Source organism: Synechococcus sp. MIT S9220, from assembly GCF_014304815.1.
In the GTDB taxonomy this organism is placed as follows: Bacteria; Cyanobacteriota; Cyanobacteriia; order PCC-6307; family Cyanobiaceae; genus Synechococcus_C.
Window position 1 is genome coordinate 2,391,574 of record NZ_CP047958.1, and the last position, 22,315, is coordinate 2,413,888.

General features: G+C 59.6%; 22 protein-coding genes. 14 read left to right on the forward strand and 8 right to left on the reverse strand.

Going from position 1 to position 22,315, the window contains the following annotated elements; genetic code table 11:
- The first annotated feature begins 1 nt into the window (after position 1).
- The 3 genes from acnB to SynMITS9220_RS13105 all read left to right on the forward strand — a co-directional run bounded on the left by acnB (position 2) and on the right by SynMITS9220_RS13105 (position 5,892).
- Positions 2-2,584: a bifunctional aconitate hydratase 2/2-methylisocitrate dehydratase gene (gene acnB, locus SynMITS9220_RS13095; RefSeq protein WP_186989801.1), complete on the forward strand. Its 2,583-nt coding sequence runs from the start codon at positions 2-4 to the stop codon at positions 2,582-2,584.
- Positions 2,585-2,602: 18 nt separating this feature from the next.
- On the forward strand, positions 2,603-4,096 hold the full coding sequence (locus tag SynMITS9220_RS13100) for a ClC family H(+)/Cl(-) exchange transporter (protein ID WP_186989802.1): 1,494 nt from the start codon (positions 2,603-2,605) through the stop codon (positions 4,094-4,096).
- A 206-nt stretch (positions 4,097-4,302) separates the two neighbouring features.
- Positions 4,303-5,892, forward strand: coding sequence for a radical SAM protein (locus tag SynMITS9220_RS13105; protein WP_186992272.1), 1,590 nt, complete (start codon positions 4,303-4,305; stop codon positions 5,890-5,892).
- Here SynMITS9220_RS13105 and SynMITS9220_RS13110 read toward each other — a convergent pair.
- The 3 genes from SynMITS9220_RS13110 to SynMITS9220_RS13120 are packed head-to-tail and all read right to left on the reverse strand — an operon-like array spanning position 5,840 to position 8,286.
- Positions 5,840-7,120: an O-antigen ligase gene (locus SynMITS9220_RS13110; RefSeq protein ID WP_186992274.1), complete on the reverse strand. Its 1,281-nt coding sequence runs from the start codon at positions 7,118-7,120 to the stop codon at positions 5,840-5,842. The two genes, SynMITS9220_RS13105 and SynMITS9220_RS13110, sit on opposite strands and share 53 nt — an antisense overlap.
- Entirely contained in the window at positions 7,120-7,974 is an 855-nt protein-coding gene (purU, locus tag SynMITS9220_RS13115; protein WP_186989805.1) for a formyltetrahydrofolate deformylase, read from the reverse strand. The genes SynMITS9220_RS13110 and purU overlap by 1 nt, the downstream gene beginning before the upstream one ends.
- Before the next feature lie 51 nt (positions 7,975-8,025).
- Entirely contained in the window at positions 8,026-8,286 is a 261-nt protein-coding gene (locus tag SynMITS9220_RS13120; protein WP_186989807.1) for a sulfiredoxin, read from the reverse strand.
- A 76-nt stretch (positions 8,287-8,362) separates the two neighbouring features.
- On the opposite strand from SynMITS9220_RS13120, the gene psbQ reads away from it, so the two are divergent.
- From psbQ to pstS, 3 genes are all read left to right on the forward strand, one after another.
- Positions 8,363-8,821 (forward strand): photosystem II protein PsbQ, encoded by a 459-nt coding sequence (gene psbQ / locus SynMITS9220_RS13125; protein WP_186989809.1) that lies wholly within the window; start codon positions 8,363-8,365, stop codon positions 8,819-8,821.
- Positions 8,822-8,838: 17 nt separating this feature from the next.
- Positions 8,839-9,924 carry an FAD-binding oxidoreductase gene (locus SynMITS9220_RS13130; RefSeq protein WP_255483300.1) on the forward strand — a complete coding sequence of 362 codons (1,086 nt, stop codon included), beginning with the start codon at positions 8,839-8,841 and terminating at the stop codon, positions 9,922-9,924.
- A gap of 73 nt (positions 9,925-9,997) precedes the next feature.
- Positions 9,998-10,999 carry a phosphate ABC transporter substrate-binding protein PstS gene (gene pstS / locus SynMITS9220_RS13135; protein WP_186989811.1) on the forward strand — a complete coding sequence of 334 codons (1,002 nt, stop codon included), beginning with the start codon at positions 9,998-10,000 and terminating at the stop codon, positions 10,997-10,999.
- Between the two features lie 153 nt (positions 11,000-11,152).
- Here pstS and dnaK read toward each other — a convergent pair whose 3' ends face one another.
- Positions 11,153-13,069 (reverse strand): molecular chaperone DnaK, encoded by a 1,917-nt coding sequence (gene dnaK / locus SynMITS9220_RS13140; protein WP_115125863.1) that lies wholly within the window; start codon positions 13,067-13,069, stop codon positions 11,153-11,155.
- A gap of 135 nt (positions 13,070-13,204) precedes the next feature.
- On the opposite strand from dnaK, the gene SynMITS9220_RS13145 reads away from it, so the two are divergent.
- The 4 genes from SynMITS9220_RS13145 to SynMITS9220_RS13160 all read left to right on the forward strand — a co-directional run bounded on the left by SynMITS9220_RS13145 (position 13,205) and on the right by SynMITS9220_RS13160 (position 15,504).
- Positions 13,205-14,098: a shikimate dehydrogenase gene (locus SynMITS9220_RS13145; RefSeq protein WP_186992278.1), complete on the forward strand. Its 894-nt coding sequence runs from the start codon at positions 13,205-13,207 to the stop codon at positions 14,096-14,098.
- A 64-nt stretch (positions 14,099-14,162) separates the two neighbouring features.
- Positions 14,163-14,627 (forward strand): Tic20 family protein, encoded by a 465-nt coding sequence (locus SynMITS9220_RS13150; RefSeq protein ID WP_067093818.1) that lies wholly within the window; start codon positions 14,163-14,165, stop codon positions 14,625-14,627.
- 79 nt (positions 14,628-14,706) lie between these two features.
- Complete coding sequence (rpsF, locus tag SynMITS9220_RS13155) at positions 14,707-15,075, forward strand: 30S ribosomal protein S6 (RefSeq protein ID WP_067093473.1); 369 nt, start codon at positions 14,707-14,709, stop codon at positions 15,073-15,075.
- Positions 15,076-15,120: 45 nt separating this feature from the next.
- The gene (locus SynMITS9220_RS13160; protein WP_186989813.1) at positions 15,121-15,504 is read left to right on the forward strand and encodes a hypothetical protein; all 384 of its coding nucleotides are present in this window, start codon (positions 15,121-15,123) and stop codon (positions 15,502-15,504) included.
- 23 nt (positions 15,505-15,527) lie between these two features.
- On the opposite strand, the gene SynMITS9220_RS13165 is transcribed toward SynMITS9220_RS13160, so the two are convergent.
- Together SynMITS9220_RS13165 and SynMITS9220_RS13170 are read right to left on the reverse strand one after the other, a co-directional pair.
- A complete protein-coding gene (locus SynMITS9220_RS13165) occupies positions 15,528-16,733 on the reverse strand; it encodes an argininosuccinate synthase (RefSeq protein WP_186989814.1) in 1,206 nt (401 codons plus the stop codon).
- A gap of 27 nt (positions 16,734-16,760) precedes the next feature.
- The gene (locus tag SynMITS9220_RS13170; protein WP_255483305.1) at positions 16,761-16,964 is read right to left on the reverse strand and encodes a hypothetical protein; all 204 of its coding nucleotides are present in this window, start codon (positions 16,962-16,964) and stop codon (positions 16,761-16,763) included.
- A 43-nt stretch (positions 16,965-17,007) separates the two neighbouring features.
- Here SynMITS9220_RS13170 and SynMITS9220_RS13175 point away from each other — a divergent pair, with 43 nt between their 5' ends.
- The 3 genes from SynMITS9220_RS13175 (at position 17,008) to SynMITS9220_RS13185 (ending at position 18,665) form a co-directional block, all read left to right on the forward strand.
- Entirely contained in the window at positions 17,008-17,277 is a 270-nt protein-coding gene (locus SynMITS9220_RS13175) for a DUF3134 domain-containing protein (RefSeq protein ID WP_082825010.1), read from the forward strand.
- A 93-nt stretch (positions 17,278-17,370) separates the two neighbouring features.
- Positions 17,371-18,405, forward strand: coding sequence for a phospho-N-acetylmuramoyl-pentapeptide-transferase (gene mraY, locus SynMITS9220_RS13180; RefSeq protein WP_222930445.1), 1,035 nt, complete (start codon positions 17,371-17,373; stop codon positions 18,403-18,405).
- A gap of 11 nt (positions 18,406-18,416) precedes the next feature.
- Entirely contained in the window at positions 18,417-18,665 is a 249-nt protein-coding gene (locus SynMITS9220_RS13185) for a hypothetical protein (protein ID WP_186989818.1), read from the forward strand.
- A gap of 12 nt (positions 18,666-18,677) precedes the next feature.
- On the opposite strand, the gene SynMITS9220_RS13190 is transcribed toward SynMITS9220_RS13185, so the two are convergent.
- Positions 18,678-18,857 (reverse strand): cytochrome B6, encoded by a 180-nt coding sequence (locus SynMITS9220_RS13190; RefSeq protein WP_186989820.1) that lies wholly within the window; start codon positions 18,855-18,857, stop codon positions 18,678-18,680.
- A 44-nt stretch (positions 18,858-18,901) separates the two neighbouring features.
- On the opposite strand from SynMITS9220_RS13190, the gene purT reads away from it, so the two are divergent.
- Positions 18,902-20,071 carry a formate-dependent phosphoribosylglycinamide formyltransferase gene (purT, locus tag SynMITS9220_RS13195; protein ID WP_186989822.1) on the forward strand — a complete coding sequence of 390 codons (1,170 nt, stop codon included), beginning with the start codon at positions 18,902-18,904 and terminating at the stop codon, positions 20,069-20,071.
- Here purT and SynMITS9220_RS13200 read toward each other — a convergent pair.
- On the reverse strand, positions 20,068-22,224 hold the full coding sequence (locus tag SynMITS9220_RS13200) for an HAD family hydrolase (protein WP_186989824.1): 2,157 nt from the start codon (positions 22,222-22,224) through the stop codon (positions 20,068-20,070). The two genes, purT and SynMITS9220_RS13200, sit on opposite strands and share 4 nt — an antisense overlap.
- Between the last annotated feature and the right edge of the window lie 91 nt (positions 22,225-22,315).

The following is a 22,315-nucleotide window of genomic DNA, read 5'->3' on the forward strand; positions in this document are numbered from 1 at the left end:
GATGCTGAGCACCTACCGCGAGAACGCTGCAGAACGCCTGGCCCAAGGGATCCCAGCGCTGCCACTCGATGCCAGCCAGGCCAAAGCGCTCACAGAGCTGCTGCAGGACCCGCCTGCTGGAGAAGAGCAGGAACTGCTGCATCTGCTGAGTGAACGCATTCCACCTGGGGTGGATGAAGCCGCCTACGTGAAGGCAACCTGGCTGAGTGCTGTGGCGCAGGGCGAAGCGACCAGCCCGCTGGTGTCACCGCTGGAAGCGATCCGTCTGCTTGGAACGATGGTGGGGGGCTACAACGTCGCCGCCCTGATTGAGCTGCTCAAACACAGCGATGATGAGCTAGCTGGATGTGCCGCTGAGGGCCTGAGCCGCACCCTGCTCGTGTACGACGCCTTCAACGAACTGATGGAGCTGGCGGCAGACAACCGTTTCGCCAAACAGGTGGTGGACAGCTGGGCAGCAGCGGAGTGGTTCACCTCCAAACCGGAGCTGGCTGAGTCCATCACCGTGACCGTCTTCAAGATCGAAGGCGAAACCAACACCGATGATCTCTCTCCAGCAACCCATGCCACGACCCGTCCGGACATTCCCATGCACGCCCTGGCGATGCTGGAGACCCGAGACCCTGAAGGCCTTCAGACGATCACAAGGCTGAAGCAAGGTGAGCATCCCGTGGTCTACGTGGGCGATGTTGTCGGCACAGGAAGCTCACGCAAGAGCGCTATCAACTCAGTGCTCTGGCACACGGGCGATGACATTCCGCACGTCCCGAACAAGCGAGCCGGTGGAGTGATTCTGGGCGGAAAAATCGCCCCCATCTTTTTCAACACCGCGGAAGACTCGGGCGCGCTGCCGATCGAATGTGATGTCACCGGTCTGAACACCGGAGATGTGATCACCATTCGCCCCTACCAAGGCACGATCGAACGGGATGGTGAGGTGGTGAGCCGCTTCGAACTCAAGCCAGCCACGATCAGTGATGAGGTGCGCGCCGGTGGCCGCATTCCGCTGATGATCGGTCGAGCCCTCACCGACAAGGTGCGCGCCAAGCTTGGTTTGCCGCCTTCCGAGCTGTTCATCCGCCCCAGCGCTCCGCAAGACACTGGCAAGGGATTCACCCTGGCTCAGAAAATGGTGGGTAAGGCCTGCGGCCTCACAGGTGTGCGCCCAGGCACCAGTTGCGAGCCGCTGATGACCACGGTCGGATCCCAGGACACGACCGGGCCGATGACTCGAGACGAAATGAAGGAGCTGGCCTGTCTGGGCTTCTCCTCCGACCTGGTGATGCAGAGCTTCTGCCACACCGCGGCCTATCCCAAGCCTGTGGATCTTCAGACCCAGAAGGACCTTCCCGATTTCTTCGCTCAGCGCGGCGGCGTTGCGCTGCGGCCCGGCGATGGCATCATCCACAGCTGGCTGAACCGCATGCTGCTGCCCGACACCGTGGGCACCGGCGGTGACAGCCACACCCGTTTTCCACTTGGCATCTCCTTCCCAGCCGGCTCTGGCCTCGTGGCCTTCGCTGCGGCCATTGGCGCCATGCCCCTCGACATGCCTGAATCGGTGCTGGTGCGATTCAGCGGCTCTCTGCAGCCCGGCGTGACCCTGCGTGATGTGGTGAACGCCATCCCCTGGGTCGCCATTCAACGCGGTCTACTGACGGTGGAGAAAGCCAACAAAAAGAATCTGTTCAATGGCCGAATCATGGAGATCGAAGGCCTCCCTGATCTGAAGCTCGAGCAAGCCTTTGAACTCACCGACGCCAGCGCCGAACGCTCCTGTGCCGGATGCACGATCAAGCTCTCCGAAGCAACGGTGAGCGAATATCTGCGCAGCAACGTGGCCCTGCTCAAGAACATGATTGCGCGTGGGTACAGCGATGCGCGCACCCTGGCCCGCCGCATCAAGGAGATGGAGGTTTGGCTGTCCAATCCCCAGCTGCTCAGCGCTGATGCCGATGCCGAATATGCCGAAGTGCTGGAGATCAACCTCGATGAACTCACCGAACCCGTTTTGGCCTGCCCGAACGATCCCGACAACGTGAAGCTGCTCAGCGAGGTGGCTGGAGCGCCGGTGCAGGAGGTGTTCATCGGTTCCTGCATGACCAACATCGGCCATTACCGAGCCGCGGCCAAAGTGCTCGAGGGAGCCGGTGAAAACAAGGCCCGCCTCTGGGTGTGCCCTCCCACCCGCATGGATGAAGAGACCCTCAAGGCCGAGGGCTATTACGCCACCTTCGAAGCGGCCGGCTCACGCATGGAGATGCCGGGATGCTCCCTGTGCATGGGCAACCAGGCCAGGGTCGAGGACGACACCACCGTGTTCTCCACCAGCACCCGTAACTTCAACAACCGCCTCGGAAAAGGCGCCCAGGTTTACCTCGGCAGCGCCGAACTGGCAGCGGTCTGTGCCCAGCTGGGCCGGATCCCCACGGCGGACGAGTACCGCAGCATCGCCTCCGCAAAGATCGATCCTCTGTCCGATGAGCTGTACCGCTATCTGAATTTTGACCAGATCAGTGGCTTCGAGGATCAGGGTCGGGTTGTCAGCGCAGATGAGGAGGCCCAGATGCTGGCCGGGGCCTGATCCCCGACTGGCCATTCCATGGTCGTTCTCAGTGACCTAAAACAACGCCGCCACCAGCTCGGCTCCAGCCGCAGCATCCGACGTCTGCTGGAACGACGCTGGTGGGTTGTGGTGCTGGCCTTGATGCTCACCGGCCTGGGCGCTGCCTTGACCGGTGTGCTGTTCAAAGCCGGCATCAAAGTCTTGAGTGGCTGGCGACTGGAACTGCTGGCGGATCTGCCGGCCTGGGCTGTTCTGCCTGGACTCGGAGCCTTAGGCGGCCTGATTTCAGGGCTGATGGTGGCCTACCTGGCCCCAGCCGCTGGCGGCTCAGGCATCACCCACATCATGGGATTCCTGAAACACCGGGCGGTGCCGATGGGGCTTCAGGTGGGCCTGGTGAAGCTGGTGGCTGGGATCGTGGCCATTGGCAGCGGCTTCCCTCTCGGCCCGGAAGGACCTGCGGTTCAAATGGGCGGCTCCGTGGCATGGCAGATGGCGCGCTGGTTGAAAGCACCCGTGGCCTTCCGCCGCTTGATCGTGGCCGCCGGCGGCGGCGCCGGTATCGCAGCAGTGTTCAGTGCCCCGATCGGAGGCTTCGTCTACGCCGTTGAGGAATTGCTGCACTCCGCCAGACCGGTGGTGTTGCTGCTGGTGATTGTCACCACCTTCTGGGCCGATGCCTGGGCAGACGTTCTGGGTCTGGCAGGCCTCAATTCCAGTGGAGGGGGCCTCGATGCCACACAGGGATTCCAGCTGGAACGGGAATACACACCACTGGTGAACTTCCTGCCGATCGATCTGGGCTATCTGATCGGGCTGGGCGTCGTGGTTGGGGTGCTGGCGGAGCTCTACTGCCGCTATGTGCTCGCCATGCAACGCAAGGGCAATGCCTGGTTCGGCGATCACCTGGTGCTGCGCATGGTGATCAGTGGTGGCGTTCTGGGCGGTGTGTACGCCTTTCTGCCTGAGGATTTTCACAACCTGGAAGGGCTGCAGCACCTGATCGCTGATGGCAAGGCCGATATCCCCATGGCGCTTGGCACCTTCATCGTGCTCTTCTTCAGCACCGGTCTGGCTGCTGCATCGGGAGCTCCAGGAGGTTTGTTCTATCCGATGCTCACCCTGGGAGGCGCCATCGGTCTGGCCTGTGGCATCTGGGTGGAAGCGCTCACCGGACACGTGCCCAGCACCTATGTGTTCGCCGGGATGGGTGCCTTCGTGGCCAGCTGTTCACGCACACCGATCACGGCGATGTTCCTGGCCTTTGCGCTCACCAAGGATCTGCTGATCCTCAAGCCGATCCTGGTGGCTTGTCTGGCTAGCTTCCTTGTGGCGCGTTTGTTTGATGACCGCTCGATCTATGAGCGCCAGCTGGGCATGGAGCTGTTGGAGGAGGATCACCTGGAAGCCCGCAGGGAACGACGCGGTGGCATTCACCACGCCTGGGAGGGATCGATTCGACGCAGAAAGTTTGACCCTCCCAAACCATCAACACCTCCTAAAGACAACACCAAAAAACCTGATCCATAGGAGCAACCTTCATTCCATGGCTTAGACAAACAACAGGTGTCTGTGGATCTTCACGTTGCGGGGGTACAGCCTTGATTGATGACATTGGTTGGAGCATCTGAATCATTGATCCTTCAGGATGAACATCTGAAGCTCAGGCCCTCCTGAACCAGGAAACGCTGCTGTTTGATCCGGCTGTGCCGGAAACCGGAGCCCTGCGTGCGGTGATGGCCTTTCCCAGCACCTACACGGTGGGGATCACCAGCCTCGGCTATCAAATCGTTTGGGCCACCCTGGCCATGCGGTCTGATCTGGATGTGCGGCGCCTGTTCACCGATCAGAGCGATCCACCGCATCGCCAGTGCGATCTGTTCGGACTCTCCCTCAGCTGGGAACTGGATGGGCCGGTGCTGCTGGATTTGCTGGAGCAGCAACGAATTCCCATCTGGAGCGAACAGCGCTCGGATCAGGATCCAATCGTGTTTGGTGGCGGTCCTGTGCTGACCGCAAACCCCGAACCTCTGGCTCCCTTTTTCGATGTGATCCTGCTGGGAGATGGTGAAGAGCTGCTGCCCAGCTTCATCGACACTCTCCAGGAAGTCCGGACTGAATCACGTTCCGTGCGCCTGCGGCGGTTGGCTCAGGTGCCTGGGATTTACGTGCCATCGCTGTACGCACCCCGCTACGGAACCGACGGCTGTTTGCAAAGCATCGACCCGATCGAAGCAGAGCTACCACCAACAATCAGCAAGCAAACCTGGCGTGGCAACAGCCTCAGCCATTCAACGGTGATCACCCCGGAATCCGCTTGGCCCGATATCCATATGGTGGAGGTGGTGCGCAGCTGCCCGGAACTGTGCCGTTTCTGTCTGGCCAGTTATCTCACGCTTCCCTTCCGCACGCCGTCTCTTGACGACGGCCTGATCCCTGCTGTGGAGAAAGGTCTGTTGGCAACACGCAGGCTGGGACTCCTGGGTGCATCAGTCACTCAGCATCCACAGTTCGCAGACCTGCTCAGCTGGCTCGGTCATGACCGCTTTGATGACGTGCGAGTGAGTGTGAGTTCGGTGCGGGCAGCCACCGTGACCACTGAGCTTGCGAGCGGACTGGCCCGACGCGGCAGCAAATCACTGACAATCGCCATCGAGAGCGGCAGCGAACGCATGCGCGAGGTGGTGAACAAAAAGCTGAGCAACGAGGAGATCAGTGCCGCTGCGCGCCATGCCAAAGAAGGTGGACTGCGTGCCCTCAAGCTCTACGGAATGGTGGGGCTTCCCAGTGAGCAGGAGGAGGATGTGGAATCAACCGCAGATCTGCTGCTTCAGCTCAAGAAGACCACCCCTGGCTTGCGTTTCACCCTGGGCGTAAGCACCTTTGTGCCCAAGGCTCAAACCCCCTTCCAATGGCAGGGCGTCAGGCCTGAAGCCGACAAACGCCTCAAACGGCTGGCCAAACGACTGAAACCGAAAGGAATTGATCTACGGCCGGAGAGTTACGGCTGGAGTGTGATCCAAGCCCTGCTCTCTCGCAGTGACCGCCGTCTGGCTCCGGTGATCGCCGCAGTCCGAGGATCTCAGGAAAGCCTCGGAGGCTGGAAGAAGGCCTACCGCAGCTGCAGGGCCGGCGAATTGCCGGGGACCAGCAGCGGTGGGGTTGATCTGCCTTTGCCCCCTCCATGGGAGCAGGTGGTCCACGACAACTGGGATGAAGCCGTCGTGCTGCCCTGGGACCATCTCAACGGGCCTTTAGGACGAAAAACCTTGCTCAAGCACCAGAGTCTGTCTCTGGCTGGAGCCGCTCCGACAGTTCAGGACTAAAGGACGCTCGCAGACCCGCCAGCAGAATCCAGCCGGCAATGTTCAGACGGCTGTCAAAAAAGGGCAGATCCGTTCCGTGCAGAACCATCAGCACAAACAGCGCCGTCCACCAGGCCCGGTCGAACAGCCCAGACAGTCCTCGGCGCAGACTCACCACCAAGAGGGCGACAACAAAGCCCACCAACAGCACGGCCACCGGCAGTCCATGACCAATCGCCAGCTCCAGCGGCAGATTGTGAGCATGGCCATGCCACTGACCGGTGCGCAGGGGATAGATCACTGAGAAAGCTGCAGCTCCCCAACCGAGCCACGGCCGTTCACCAATCAATTGCAGCGCAACGTTCCATTGACTGATGCGCGTGGAAGCCAGGACCCGCTCTCCCGCGTACTGACTGTCGTTAAGGCGAGCCCAGAGACTTTCAGGCACCAGAGTTCGGGCGGGATCCTGGAGCATCAGCGGCACCCCGGGAAGCACGGACAGCAGCACCGGCAAAAGCGCCAGCGCCAGCAGAGGAATCAACCAAGGCCAGCTGGGTGGACCCAGAACCAACGGCACCACCAGCACGAGTGCGCCCCAACCATTGCGGGATTCCGTGAGCACCAACGCCACCACCAACAACACGGCCAGGATCAGCACCACTACACGACGCCAGCGGTTCAATCCCTGCTGCACGAGAGCAGCCAGGGTCAGTGGCCACACCATGGACAACCAGGCGGAGGCGATGTTGGCGTAATCAAACAGTCCCGAAAGACGCCCCTCGGGACGGCCACCTGCTGCCATGAACCACACGATCAATCCACCCAGCAGTTGCCACGGTCCCTGCCATCCCCACCAGAGCTGGCCAAGACCGGTCACCACCACAGGAACACTGCCTGCCACCAGCAAAAGGGCAGAGCGGCGCCGGGCCTCACCACTCATCACGTACGGCTGAAAACCCCAGAAACCCCAGAAAAAAGGAAGCCAATTGCCCAGCCCCACCCAGGCGAGTCCCTGGTCATAGGCGCCAAAGCAGCCAAGAATCATCAGGCCTGATGCCAGCAGCAGCGGAGCATTCCAGGGGTCACGCCAAGAGGGTCGTTCACGCCCAGCGCAACCGAACAACAGTGCTGGGAACAGCAGCAGACTTCCCAGCAGAGCTGACGACGGCAGCAGAAACAGGCCGAGCTGAAAGCAGCGCCAACCACGCGCAGACGCCAGAGAGGGTCGACCTTGATCCAGCCAGACCATCACGCGAACACTGCCGTACGGCCGCGATAGACCATCACCTGTCGGCAGAGATGAAGGCGCAAAGCCCTGGCCAGAGCGAGTCGCTCCGTGTCACGACCCTTCCGGATCAGGTCTTGCACCTCATCGCGATGGCTCACATGAGCGATCGTCTGCTCAATGATCGGGCCGTCATCCAATTCTTCGGTCACGTAATGGGACGTCGCACCGATCAGTTTCACGCCCCGTTCCCAGGCACGGTGATACGGCTGTGCGCCCTTGAAAGCGGGCAGAAATGAATGATGGATATTGATCACATTGGGAAATTGTTCGAGGAAGGTACCGCTGAGCACCTGCATGTACTTGGCGAGAACCGCAAGCTCCACCCGATGTTCGATCAGCAGCTCAAGAATGGTTTGCTCAGCTTCAGCCTTGGTCTCGCGGGTCACAGGTACATGAATAAAAGGAACCCCGAACTCCTTGCAGCTGCTCTCCAGATCAGGGTGGTTGGCAATCACGATGGGAACCTGCATCGGCAGTTCCCCACTGCGGGCACGCCAAAGCAAATCAAGCAGGCAATGACTCTGCTTGCTCACCAGAATCGCCACACGGGGATGATCGTCGGAGAAGTGCAACTGAGCCTCGCCCCCGAGCCGTTGTGCCAGAGACTCCGCTGCTGATGGAATCGCCTGGCGCGGCAGACCAAAGCCCTCTAGATCCCACTCAATCCTGCTGAGAAACAAACCAGCACCGGAATCGGTGTGGTGATCCGCATGACGGATATTGCCCCCGTTCGCAGCCACCCAACCGGCGAGTTCACTCACGAGTGCCGGACGATCCGGACAGATCAGCTGAAGGATGACCGAAGCGGAAGACAAGGATGTCAGAGAGATGACAACGTTGATTCTGCGCCGGGGCGTGCCTGCGTCTCAGCGGAGATGCAGGTTCAAGTCCCTGGATGTGGCCTGTCGGATCCGGGCACGAATGGTTGGCAGGCCAAGACGTTCATGGGCGGCAACCCTGTGACAGCCATTGAAACCCCAGAGCTGACCATCCACCTCCAGCAGATCAATCGGTTCGCGCAAACCCTCTAGGCGAATCGAGGCCATCAGGGCTTCCACCTTGTCTTCGTCGAGAAATCGCTGCAGAGGTCTGCGGACGGAAGCCAACGGCACCTGGTCCACCCTCATGAGCTCACACTCGTAAAGCAACAGACCAATTAAATTTAGGTGGCGGTTAAAGTCGCCACCACTCAATTGAACTCCGATGCTGAGCGCCCTGCGCCGCGTGGCCGCCTTTTGCCTCTGCCTGGCCCTCTGTTTCGGCCTCGCAGCTTGTGATGGCAGCGCCAATGCCAAGCCTGCCAACATCAGCCCAGAGGATATGGCTGTGATCCGCCGCCAGGTGGAAGGATTCACGGCTGCCAGGGAACGGCTGCCTGAACTCGCCAAGCTCGTCGACGAACGCGACTGGACCTTCACTCGCAACCTGATCCACGGCCCCATGCAGGAAGTGGGCCGCGAAATGCTGTACATCAATCAGCGGCTGCTTCCCCAGGACCGAGCAGAAGCCAACAAATTGGCAACGTCCCTGAAGGACGCTATGGCTGATCTCGATGAAGCCGCTCGTCTGCAGGACAGCGCCAAACTTCAGAAGGCTTACGACGATCTTGAGGCTGACTTCGCCAATTACGCCGCAGTCATCCCCGAGCAGGCCCAGAGCTGATCGCATCCATCGCCGTTATTGGTGCCGGGGTCACCGGCACCGGCACCGCTTGGCAACTTGCCGAGCAAGGGCACAGTGTTGTGCTGGTGGACCCATCACTGGCTACGCCAATCCCAGAAAGGCCAGCTGATCGTGATCTGAATGGCAGCACCGCATCATTAGGCGTGCTGATGGGCCTTGCCTTCCGCCGTTCGAGCGGCAGGGCCTGGAGACTGCGCCAACGCAGCATGACGCTGTGGCCAGCATGGGTTGAACAACTGAATCATCCAGAGTCACCTCTGCAGCTGGACACTCCGCTGATCCAACTCGCTGGCAGTGCAGAAGAAGCCCAGCGGATGCAACAGCTTGCGGATGCAAGACCCGATTCAGGACTGCAGTTCATCGCCAACGACAGGCTTGGTGAAACTGATCCGGTTTGGCCCCAGGCTGGTCACGGGGCAATGCTCTCCGAACGTGATGGACGGGTTGATCCTCTGCTGCTGTTGAAGGCCCTGAGGCGGAGCCTGATTGAACACAATGTGGAGCGACGGGCAACAGAGGTCGTGGAACTGCAACGCCCTGGCAGCACAGCCCGGCGCCAGTGGCGGCTCATCACCGCTGACGGACGGAACGAAGCCGTGGATCTGGTGGTGATCTGCTCTGCTTTAGGCAGCACCAAATTGCTGCAGAGCCTTGGGCATCAACGCCCCATGGATGCCGTGCTTGGACAGGTGCTGGAGCTGCAGCTCAACAAACCAGCCAAGCAATGGACAGGGTGGCCAGCAGTGCTCACCTGCGGCGGCATCAATCTGATTCCGCACGGACACAATCGCCTGTGGATCGGAGCCACGCTGGAACCTGGCGTGAACGCGGATCCCGCCGCCACAGAGACCATGAGACGCTTGAACGAGCTGGCCCCGAGTTGGCTCAACGCTGCTCAACTGCTCGGCCAATGGCATGGCTTGCGTGCCCGACCACGCGACAGACCTGCCCCTCTACTGGAAGAGCTCGAACCTGGACTGCTGCTGGCATCAGGGCACTACCGCAACGGTGTCTTGCTGGCACCCGCAACTGCTGAATGGGTTAGCCAACACATTGATAAAGAAACGATAACCAGCCCTTAAATCCTGTCTCCTTGCATTGCAATAAGTTCAACCTGAGTGTTCTTCACTCTCCACCAATTTTTCAGAAGAGTTCATGCAACGCTCTTTTCTCACGAGAACGCTGACTGTCATCTCGGGTGTGGCCGCAGGGCTCAGCCTGGCTGCTTGCTCCACTGGTGGTGATAGTGATGAAAAAGGCCAGGGCAGGCTCTCTGCAGCAGGCGCTTCCTTCCCTGCAGCCATTTACCAGCGATGGTTTCAGGGATTGTCGCCCCAAGGCGTGATGGTCAACTACCAGTCCGTGGGGTCGGGTGCTGGTGTGCGTCAATTCACGGCGGAAACCGTCGATTTCGGCGCATCCGACAAGCCGATGAAACCTGAAGCCATCGCCAAGGTGAGTCGCGGTGTGGTGCAAATCCCAATGACCGCAGGTGCGATCGCCGTGGCTTACAACAACCCCGGCTGCGATCTATCACTGACCCAGAAACAACTGGCAGGCATTTTTCTCGGGCAGATCAAGAACTACAGCACACTCGGATGTGCCGACAGGGCGATCAACGTTGTTCACCGTTCCGATGGCTCCGGCACCACCTTCAACTTCACGAAACATCTAGAAGCCATTAGCCCTGAATGGAAAAAGGATGTTGGTGCAGACAAGTCGGTCAAATGGCCAACCGGTGTTGGAGCCAAAGGCAATGAGGGTGTCTCCGCCCAGCTAAATCAAATCGCTGGAGGCATTGGTTATGTGGAATTGGCCTATGTGAAGGGTGATCTCCAGGCCGCTGCGGTGCAGAACGCTTCGGGTGAACAGGTGAAACCCACCAATGCCACAGCCAGCGAAGCTCTGGGTTCCGTTGACCTCGGCCCCGATCTGATCGGAGGCAACCCCAATCCCAAAGCGGGCTATCCGATCGTCACCTTCACCTGGGTGCTGGCCTATGAGACAGGCAACGACGACAAAACGGCACTGTTGAAGAAGACCTTCAACTACATGCTTTCCGATGAAGCACAGTCGCAAGCTCCTGATCTGGGCTACGTCTCTTTGCCACCTGAAGTTGTGAGCCAAGCCAAAGCTGCTGCCGATTCCATCAACTGAACGATCGCAACCTCTAGATCAAGTGCCTCTAGACCAACTCGCAAACCAAAAGGGAGCATTCGCTCCCTTTTTTATGCAACAAAAAACCCCGTCTGATCACAGACGGGGAAGACACCACAAGGATTCAAGCCACGTGTGATTGGCCTGCAAGGATCACTTGGATTCAGTGAATTCAGCGTCGATCACATCATCGCCAGACTCACCAGATCCAGACCCCCCTCCAGGAGTCGCGCCTGAGTCGCCACCAGGAGCCGCACCGGCTTCAGCGCCAGCCTGTTGATAAACAGAGGCTCCAACGGTGTAAAGCTCCTGCTGCAGTTCCTCAAGCAGGGTCTTCATTGCGTCGTAATCCTCCTTCTCAGTGGCCTCCTTGAGCTTGGTGCGCTTCTCCTCCACCTTGGTCTTGGCGGCTGCATCAACCTTGTCGCCAAGCTCCTCCATCTGCTTCTCAGCCTGATAAACGAGGGTTTCAGCCTGGTTCTTGAGATCGATGCGCTCGCGCTTTTCCTTATCAGCGCTGGCGTTGGCCTCGGCATCCTTGACCATGCTGTCCACCTCAGAGTCACTGAGGGTGGAGGCTCCGGTGATGGAGATGGATTGCTCCTTGCCGCTGCCCTTGTCCTTGGCGGTGACGCTGAGAATGCCGTTGGCATCGATGTCGAAAGTCACTTCAATCTGAGGCACGCCGCGGGGAGCAGCGGGAATGCCATCAAGACGGAAGGTTCCAAGGCTCTTGTTATCGGACGCCATCTCGCGCTCACCCTGGAGCACGTGAATCTCCACGTTGGTCTGGCCGTCAACAGCAGTGGAGTAGGTCTCAGACTTCTTGGTCGGCACCGTGGTGTTGCGGGTGATCATCTTGGTCATCACACCGCCGAGAGTCTCCACTCCCAGAGAAAGAGGAGTGACGTCCAGCAACAGGATGTCCTTGACTTCACCGGCGAGCACACCGCCCTGGATGGCAGCACCCACGGCCACCACCTCGTCAGGGTTCACCGTCTGATTGGGATCCTTGCCGGTAACTCGCTTCACCAGTTCGAGCACTGCTGGAATCCGGGTGGAACCACCCACCATCACGATCTCGTCCAGCTCACCGGAAGACAACTTGGCGTCCTTGAGCGACTGCTCAACAGGCACACGACAGCGGTCAATCAATTTGGACGCCAGTTCCTCGAACTTGCCTCGGGTCAGGGTGAGGTCGAGATGCTTCGGCCCTTCTGGGGTGGCCGTGATGAACGGCAGATTGATCTCACTCTGAGTGGCGCTGGAGAGTTCAATCTTGGCTTTTTCAGCAGCTTCGGTGAGGCGCTGAAGAGCCTGCTTGTCCTGACGCAGATCGATGCCTTCATTGGACTTGAAGGTGTCGGCCAGGTGATCAACGATCACCTTGTCAAAGTCATCACCGCCGAGGTGGGTGTCACCGGAGGTCGACAAAACCTCAAAGACACCATCACCAACCTCGAGAACCGACACGTCGAAGGTTCCACCACCGAGGTCGAACACCAGAATCCGCTCATTGCTCTTTTTATCGAGCCCGTAAGCCAAAGCCGCAGCGGTGGGCTCGTTGATGATGCGCAGCACCTCAAGGCCGGCAATCTTGCCCGCATCTTTAGTGGCCTGACGCTGGGAATCATTGAAGTAAGCGGGAACGGTGATCACCGCCTGGGTCACAGACTCTCCGAGGTACTTGCCGGCATCTTCTGCAAGCTTGCGCAGCACCTGGGCAGACACCTCCTCAGGAGCGAACTGCTTCTCGAGAACCGGACACTTCACCTTCACATTGGAGCCAGCCTTCTCCACCGTGTAGCTGACTTCCTTCGACTCCTCATTCACTTCATCAACCCGACGGCCGATGAATCGCTTCACGGAATAAAAAGTGTTGTCGGGATTCATGACCGCCTGGCGCTTGGCGATCTGACCCACCAGTTGATCCTGGTTCTTGGTGTAGGCCACCACCGACGGCGTGGTGCGGAAGCCCTCGGCATTGGCGATCACGGTGGGCTTGCCGCCCTCCATCACCGACACACAACTGTTGGTGGTTCCGAGATCGATGCCGACAACCTTGCCCATCCGTGCCTCCTTGCTCCGCTTAGTAACTGATTAGATCCTCTGCATCTTCGGCAGAGGCAATGCCTCCAGGCGAGGTGTGGTTCCCGAACAGACCGATGACGCAGCAGGCTGGTGGAGAGGATCGCGCTTCCCCGAATGATCAGCGGAACCACTGCAGTGATCGGCTTGCTGGGACAACCCGTGAGCCACTCCCTGTCACCGGTGATGCACAACGCCGCCCTAGAGGCCATGGCGCTCGATTGGCGCTACTTGGCATTTCCCTGTGACGCTGAAGATCTGAAGGCGGTGCTGGATGGATTGCAAGCCGTGGGGTGCCGCGGCCTGAGCGTGACGATTCCGCACAAGCAGCAGGTGGTGGGTCTCTGCCGAGAGCTGAGCCCCCTCGCTGAACGACTGGGTGCCGTGAACACGCTCACACCCCTAAAAAAAGGAGGCTGGCATGGCCACAACACTGATATGGAGGGTTTTCTGGCACCACTGCAGCTGCAAGCAGAGCAGTGGCAGGGTGCGGAAGCCGTGGTGCTGGGCTGCGGTGGCAGCGCCCGGGCTGTGGTGGCAGGGCTGCAGCAACTTCCCCTAACCGCAATCCATGTCGCCGGCAGACGCCCTGATGCGCTGGCTGACTTTCTGAACGACCTACGTGCAGGCCAGGGCAGCGACAGCGCGCCGCTGATCGCCATGAGCTTCGATCCGGAACCGCTCAGCAGGGTCTTGCAGCGATCGAAACTTGTGGTGAACACCACTCCTGTGGGAATGCAGGGCCATGGAGGTGACAACGCCATGCCCCTCGGCAGTGATCTCTGGGCAGGTGTTGATGCATCCGTGACCCTCTACGACCTGATCTACACGCCAAGACCAACGCCTTGGCTTGCACTGGGTCAACAGCGCGGATGCCGCACCATCGATGGCCTGGAAATGCTGGTTCAGCAGGGAGCTGCCGCCCTGCGTCGCTGGTCAGGTCGCGCGGATGTGCCGGTTGATCAGATGCGGGAAGGCGCTCTTAGAAGCCTGAATGCGCATCAGGCTTAACCCGAACGATCCCCGAACCGAATCGAATCACACGCTCTACGCTCGGGCCACTATCGAGGCTGCGATGGCCATTCCCGTCTGGCAACGGTTCCTGGGTCTGCTGGTGTATGTGCTGCCCTGGAGCGATGCGATTCCCTTCGGAAGCCATCTGATGGGTCAGTTCCCCTGGATGCAGTGGCTCACGCTGCCTGCATTGCCTCTGGTGCTGCTCGAGCGGGGCATCCCTTTCGGAAATCTGCTGGTGTTCTTCCTGCTGTTCCTGGCTGTCGTGCGCAATCCAAACGTGCCTTACTTCCTGCGCTTCAACACGCTCCAGGCCCTGCTGGTGGACATCATCGTGGTGCTGCTCGGCTACGCCTTTGCCATCCTGCTGCAACCGCTCAGCAGTGGTCTGATGCTGCGCACGCTTTCGAGCACGGTGGTGGTGGCGGTGCTGGCCGTTGTGCTCTTCGCTTTGATCGAATGCATCCGCGGCAGAGAGCCCGATCTTCCCGGGTTGAGCCAGGCGGTCCGCATGCAGCTCTACTGAAAGTGTCAACCCCAAGGAGATAGGCTGTTGGATCCGTCGCTCACTCAGTGAGCCTTCAGTCCCTGTCGGATCTGTCTCCATGACCCAGACGCCTTACTACGAGACCATGTACATCCTTCGTCCGGACATTCCGGAAGAGGAAGTCGAGTCTCATCTCACCAAGTACCGCGACATCCTGGTGGAAACCGGTGCTGATGTTCTGGACAACCAGATGCGCGGCAAGCGTCGCCTCGCCTATCCGATCGCGAAGCATAAGGAAGGCATCTACGTTCAGCTGAGCCACAACGGTGATGGACAGCAGGTTGCTGTTCTTGAGAAAGCCATGCGCCTCAGCGAAGACGTCATCCGCTATCTCACCGTCAAGCAAGAGGGACCTCTCCCGGCTCCCCGCGTGGCTCCAGGCACTGAACCCGCAGCACAGCCTGAAACAGCCGAAGCTTCCGCTTGAAGCAAGGGCATTGATCAACTGCTGACCGGGCGATACCGTTCGGTCATGCAGCCTCAGGAAGCCGACCATCAGGCACCATTGCCTCTCTGGAACCCATCACTGGACGTGGTGCAGGCTGACCTAGAGCACGAACACGAAACCGATGCTCTGCGAGCGCGCATCGCTGAACTCGAACAGATGATCGAGGGTTATGAATCCCTGCTGAGTGAGCTTCCAGAGCTGTTTGAGCGCAAGTTTCAGCAACGCCTCGAACCACTGATGGAGCGTTACCGGCTGCTAGCGAGAGCGCAGCAGATGCTTGGTGAACCTGCTTTGCCCCTGATTGAGGAACCTTCCAAGCCGCTGAGCGACATTCCCATTCCCTTCCTGGAACGTTGGCGCAACACAAGACAGAACCTTCAACGGCGATCCGATCGGAACGCCGCCTGATTCAGTCCGCACCTCACAGATCACTAACGACGTCGGGCTGCCGACCAGAGCCGAATGGGCAACCCCCAGATGTAGATGAAACCCTCTGCTGCACGGTGATCAAATTGATCGTCGCTGCCATAGGAGGCCATCTCAGGAACGTAGAGGCTGCTGTCGCTGGACCTGCGCCCCGTCACGATGGCATTGCCCTTGTGCAGTCGCAGGCGGACCATGCCATTCACGTGGGTCTGAGTGCGATCCATGAATCCATCCAGAGCTTCCTTGAGCGGTCCGAACCAGAGGCCCTGATACACCAGATCCGCCCACTGCATCTCCAGTTGACGCTTGGTGCGAAGCACATCGGCAGCCAGTGTGAGGCTCTCCAATTCCTGATGGGCCTGAATCAGCAGGAGCAAACCGGGAGTTTCATAAATCTCTCGGCTCTTGATGCCGACCACCCGGTTTTCGATCATGTCGAGCCTGCCGATGCCGTGCATTCCAGCCAGACGGTTGGCTTCACGAATCAGCTCAACCGGAGCCAGCCGCACGCCATCAATGCTCACAGGGTTACCGGCCTCGAAGCCGATTTCAATCTCCTGAGCCTGAGACGGCGCCGCATCCACGGACACGCTCATCGCAAACACCTCCTCCGGAGGCGCAACCATCGGATCCTCAAGCGGACCCGCCTCGACGCTGCGGCCCAGCAGGTTGAGGTCGATTGAATAGGGAGACTTCTTGCTCACTGGAGCGGGAATCCCACAACGCTCGCCGTAGGCAATGGTCTCCTCGCGGCTCATTCCCCATTCACGGGCCGGTGTGAGCACCTTCAGATCAGGAGCCAAGGCAGCAATCGCCACGTCAAAGCGCACCTGATCGTTGCCCTTGCCGGTGCAGCCATGAGCCACGGCATCGGCGCCAACCTCACGAGCTACCTCCACGAGGCGTCTGGCGATCAGCGGACGAGCCAGTGCTGTGGAGAGTGGATAGCGGCCTTCATACAAAGCATTAGCCCGGATCGCTGGAAAAGCGAACTCCTCGATGAAAGGTTGAATCAGATCACCAACCAGAGACTGACTTGCACCAGCGTCCAGAGCCTTCAGGCGAATCGGCTCCAGCTCATCACCCTGACCGAGGTCTGCAGCGAAGGTGATCACCTCGTCGACTCCCCACTCCTGCTTGAGGTAGGGAATGCAGACACTGGTGTCCACACCTCCGGAATACGCGAGCACAACCTTCTTGGCGCGTCCCATCAAGCGGACTCCTGATCTGTATCGGAACTACTCCGATTCTCCACTCCCGCGGGACGACCAGAGCAGCCATCCGGCCATCAGCCCTGAAGGCACGAACAGCAGAGCCAGCACAGGAACGGCACTGGGCTGCAGAGGCTGCGGATGCTGCTGTCCCCAGACACGCAGAAGCGCACTGATCAGCAGAGAGATTCCCCAGACGGAAGCGAGAATCGCCGCTTTCTTCAAAAACAAGAAATGCGCAGTCTTCTATAATGAAGGATTGGCTCTGAAGATCTTGTCCTCAGCTCTCACGGACTTGAGCGGCCTCGACAACGTCAACCCGGCCCTGACCCGTTACGGACGCAAAGAGCCTGCACCGGTGCTTCCGCTGCGAGAGGAACCGGATTTGTTGAGCTGGCTGGAAACCAGCGGTCGCTTGGTGGAGGACGAGGAGTCCAGTTCACCCGAGGTGAGCACGGTGGAAGAGGAGGAGCTCTCCGCGCTGATGGGCGAGAAAGAGGACTACAAGGCCGAGGAAGAGAACGAAGAAAACTGGGAAGACTGATTTAAGGTCCCTGCGATTCGTCCACGGGACTTGAGCGCTTCTGCAGATCGATCCACTCGTCTCGACGGACGTGCTCCCGCTGCTGTGTTGATCATGGCCGTCGTGATGGCGGCCTTTGCATCAGACCGCTGGATTCCCAACAGCCTGCTGAGCCTGCCACTGCTCACGGCCACGCTGATCTCTGCCGTTGTCACATGGTGGGGAACACCGCGACTGCGGGCATTAAGGATGGGCCAGGTGATCCGAACCGAGGGTCCTGAAGCGCATCAAAGTAAATCCGGCACACCAACGATGGGTGGCCTGCTGGTGGTCCCCGTCGGCGTGATTGCAGGATGCCTGATCAGCTGGGAAGGCCGCAGCGCCGCCCAGTTATTGGCTGTTGGCCTGGTCACGCTGGCCTACATGGTGATTGGCGGCATCGATGACTGGAGCAGCCTCACCAAACGCACCAACACAGGCCTGAAACCCAGAGGGAAAATTCTGCTGCAAAGTGCAGCAGCCATGGTGTTTCTGGGCTGGTCAGCCTGGCAGGGATGGATCCCTGACACGGTGAACCTGCCCCTAGGCATGGTGATTTCTTTTGGCTGGCTGATCTGGCCACTGGGTTTGTTTGTGTTCCTTGCGGAAAGCAACGCCACCAACCTCACCGATGGACTGGACGGCCTCGCCTCAGGCTGCGGGGCCCTTGTCTTCACAGGTCTGGGATTGCAGTTGATGCTGCGCGGCAACGAGGGTGACCCTGCGATGGCAGCGTTCTGCATGGCGATGGCCGGTTGCTGGCTCGGCTTTCTGATTCACAACCGCAACCCGGCACGCGTGTTTATGGGGGATACGGGCTCCCTGGCGATGGGTGCTTCACTCAGTGCCGTGGCGTTGCTGACCAACAGCCTCTGGCCGCTGCTGGTGATGGGTGGTGTTTTCCTGGCTGAATCGCTGTCGGTGATCATCCAGGTGTGGGTGTTCAAGGCGACCAAGGGGCCAGATGGTGTGGGACGCCGGGTGTTGCGAATGGCCCCTCTCCATCACCATTTCGAACTGGGAGGAACATCTGAGCAGATGGTGGTGCCGATGTTCTGGCTCGCAACAGCAGGGCTGGTCATGCTGGGGATCGTTCTCCGCCCCACCTGAGCCGGCCGACAATGAGTTACTTCACCTGGAAAGAAGCAGGTCTAACCGCCGACTGCGCCAGCCTTGAGGCAATGGCCTCTCGCTTCGAGGAGGCCGCCAGCCTGATGCGCCGCATGGCCGAAAGAGGATTCGTGCTGGAACAGCGCAATGGCGCTCAACACATCACCCACACGGATGCTGACATCTTCCAGTCGTGGGGGTTTGTGAACGAGGAACCAGCGGAGCGCCAACTGACCCTGATGCACGACCTCGAACCCTGAGGCTGATGGATCTCAGACCCTCGTGCGCAGAGCTCCAACCAACCAGACGATGACAAACGCCAGCAGCGACGCACCCAGATAGATCAAAGCCCATTTCTGCACCGTGGCGATCTCCCAGCCGAAGATCAGCCCATCAGCGGCATCTCCAGCCGTCGTGAATGCGACGGGAGTGAAGCTCAGTGATGCGAGCATCAGGCGTGGAGCGAGGATCAATCCATGCTGCCCTGAAAAAGGCCATGACGACGTTTCCCGCCACCGTGATGCTGTTAGGCAGTGGTGAACTGGGCAAAGAGGTAACCATTGCCGCCCAGCGCTTGGGCTGCAGGGTGATCGCCTGCGATCGCTATGCCGGGGCACCGGCCATGCAGGTGGCAGATCTGGCGGAGGTGCTGCCGATGACCGAGCCTGAAGCACTGCTGGAGGTGGTGCGACGCCACAGGCCCAGCGTGGTGATTCCAGAGATTGAGGCTCTGGCCGTAAATGCACTGGCCGAACTGGAGGAGGAAGGCATCACCGTGATTCCCACGGCCCGCGCCACTGCCGTGACGATGAACCGTGATCGAATCCGCGACCTGGCATCTGCAGAGCTTGAGCTGCGTACTGCTCGCTTCGCCTATGCGTCCAGTGCCGAAGACCTGCACAACGCTGCAGAACCCTTGGGGTGGCCGGTAGTTGTGAAACCGGTGATGAGCTCCTCCGGGAAGGGGCAGAGCGTGGTGAAAAGCGCCGAGGATCTTGATCAGGCCTGGGAAGCGGCCATGGCCAATGCACGTGGCACCTCCAACCAGGTGATCGTGGAAGAGTTCCTGCACTTTGATCAGGAAATCACCCTGCTCACAATCCGCCAACGCGACGGATCCACCCTGTTCTGTCCACCGATCGGACATGAACAGGCCAATGGTGACTATCAATGCAGCTGGCAGCCGGCCCAGCTGAGCGAAGAGCAGTTACACAAGGCGCAGACCATGGCCCGCACCGTGACCGACAACCTGGGAGGGGCCGGTCTGTTCGGAGTGGAGTTTTTTCTCTGCGGTGATGAGGTGATTTTTTCAGAGCTGTCCCCGCGTCCCCATGACACGGGTCTTGTCACTCTGATCAGCCAAAACCTCAGTGAGTTCGAACTGCATCTGAGAGCTGTGCTTGGTTTGCCGATCCCAACGATCCGTTGTGCCAAAGCGGCTGCTAGCAGAGTGATCCTTGCGGACCGTCATGGCAGCCGGGTGAGCTTTAGCGGCCTGGAGTCAGCGCTGAGCGAACCCGACACCCAAGTGTTGTTGTTCGGGAAAGAGGAGGCCCGCCCCGGCCGGCGCATGGGTGTGGCTCTGGCTTGCGGGGACCACCGAGCTGATGCCCAGGCCAAGGCCGATCGCAGCGCTGCTGCTGTGACCCTTCAGATCGAGTCTTAATCCAGTCGGGACCGTGCGTTGAGGAAGCGGTAGTGCTGGAGACCCTCCAGCACACCCATCAAGCGAGACCGATTGGCGAAATAAACCCGCTGCTGATGGCGACAGCCATCGAGACAGGGGTCATGATCGGCAGTCACCACAGCCGCCGGCAGACCTTGGACCAGCTCCGCATCCCCCTGCTGACTGGCCACCACAAGAATGTGTTCCAGAGGCAAACCCCAGCGCAGCGATAGGAACCGAATCGCCTCGCTCAGCGAGGCCCGCATGGGAAGCACATCAAGGAACCAGTGACAGCGCAATTGAGGCCTTGCAGGCAGGCCGCTCTGGCGCAAACGCTGGCGAATCAGCGGCAACACGGAAGGGCCCGGTTGCTCCAGCAGATAACTGACCTTGAACTGACCCTGGTGCTCAGGTTTCTGCAGTTTGATGTGATCGCCAAGATCGGAGAGGGTCTGCTCCACAGACTCGCGCTGCCAGTCAACGCTGATCTGAGCCTGCCAGAAGCGATCCGCCTGCTCCTCTTGGCCGTAGTGGATCTGTGTGCCCGCCTGGGTGATCCAGACCTGCGGGTCAGGCAAATGAAGCTCCGCGAAACGCTGCCGGGCCACATCGAGAGGCCGTCCAGTGGTGATGCCGAAGCTGGTCTGGGCAGCTTGGGCAGACGGTGCCATCAGCTGTTGACGCAAACTCTGCAGATCCTTGAGATCCGGCTGTTCAAGACTGCTGTCGAGATCCAGCAGCAGCAGACGGGAGCCAAAAGGACTCAGCCCCAATGGCGTCGCCAACAGTTGCGAGGAAACAGTCACCGTGCTCGAGCGCTTCAGACGCTCTTGCATCAGCGCCAGGTAACTGCAGACATGAGCATCCCAGCTGTAGTGACGGCTGACAGCCTCCACGCCGTTGTCGCTCCACCGCCGCCAGCGATCGCGATCAGCACCGGCACGCTCCAATCCATCCTGGAGCGATTCCCGATCGGTCACGTCAACGACAAGTCCATTGTCGCAGCGACTCAGAATCTCTCGAGGCCCCCCGTCATCGGTGGCGACCATCGGCAAACCCGATGCCGCAGCCTCAAGCAGCGTGAGACCGAAAGGCTCAGTCAATGCTGGATTGACGAACAAACCGCGTTGAGCCGCGGCCCAGCGATAGATGGCCGGAACCTGTTCACGGCGATGGTGCTTGGGATAGGCAACGGAGCCGTAGAGGTCATAACGGTCAACCAGATCAAAGATCTGCTGAAAAACCTCCCGCTGCTGACGATCCATCTGGCGAGAGTCATCACGATTGCCAAGCACGAGCACCAGGTTGTGGCGCTGCCGCAGGACCGCGGATCGACCAAAAGCTTCAACGAGCGCAGGGATGTTTTTGCGCCGATCTGCACGGCAGATGGCCAGCAGAGGTGGACGCTCAGGCTCCCTCAGAAATGAACTCAAGAGCTCGGACACCTCAGTGAACTCATCCGAGTTGCCTTGAGGATGAAAACGTCTGCTATCAACACCCGGTGGCACGACCTCCGCATGGTCAGGGTTGAAGCAGCCATAACGGGCGTATTGCTCATCACGCTCCTGTCGCGTGCTGGTGATCACCAGATCGGAATGAGCAAGAGCCAGTTCCTCAGCATCGATGCGCCGACTGATCGAATAATTCTGCTCGATCTGTTCATGCTCTCCACCAGCCGCAAGCAGACGGCGCAACTTCTCACGTCCTAGGGAATGGCCTGTATAGGCAAGGGGAATTCCAAGACGTCGACTGACCAGGGCCCCCACATAGCCGGCATCGGCGTAATGGGCGTGAATCCAGTCGGGACGATTGTCACTGTCCCGGAGATGACGAACCAGCTGATCGGCCAGCTCATCGAGATACGGCCAAAGCTGTTCCTTACGCAAATAACGCCGCGGACCAAAACTGAATCGTCGGATCGATGCACCAGGTGCAATCGGCTCGAGAGGTTTGGAATAGTCGAGCGACACTCGCCGATCCTGAATCAGCCGCGTGACGACCTCCACATGAGCCACCTCGGCGCGATTGGCCAGGCTGCGGGCCAGTTCCAACACGTAGAGGGTCTGACCTCCAGTGTCCGCATCACGGCCAAGCTCCAAATCCTGCGAGCGAAATAAGCCATGGAGATGAAGATGCAGCAGCTTCAGTCCCACAAGAACTCCAACACGTTCAGGAACAGGTCCTGGTGTCCGATCAAGGGTTAGGTGACCTAGAACTTCGAAAAGATAAAAACAATCTGATAAC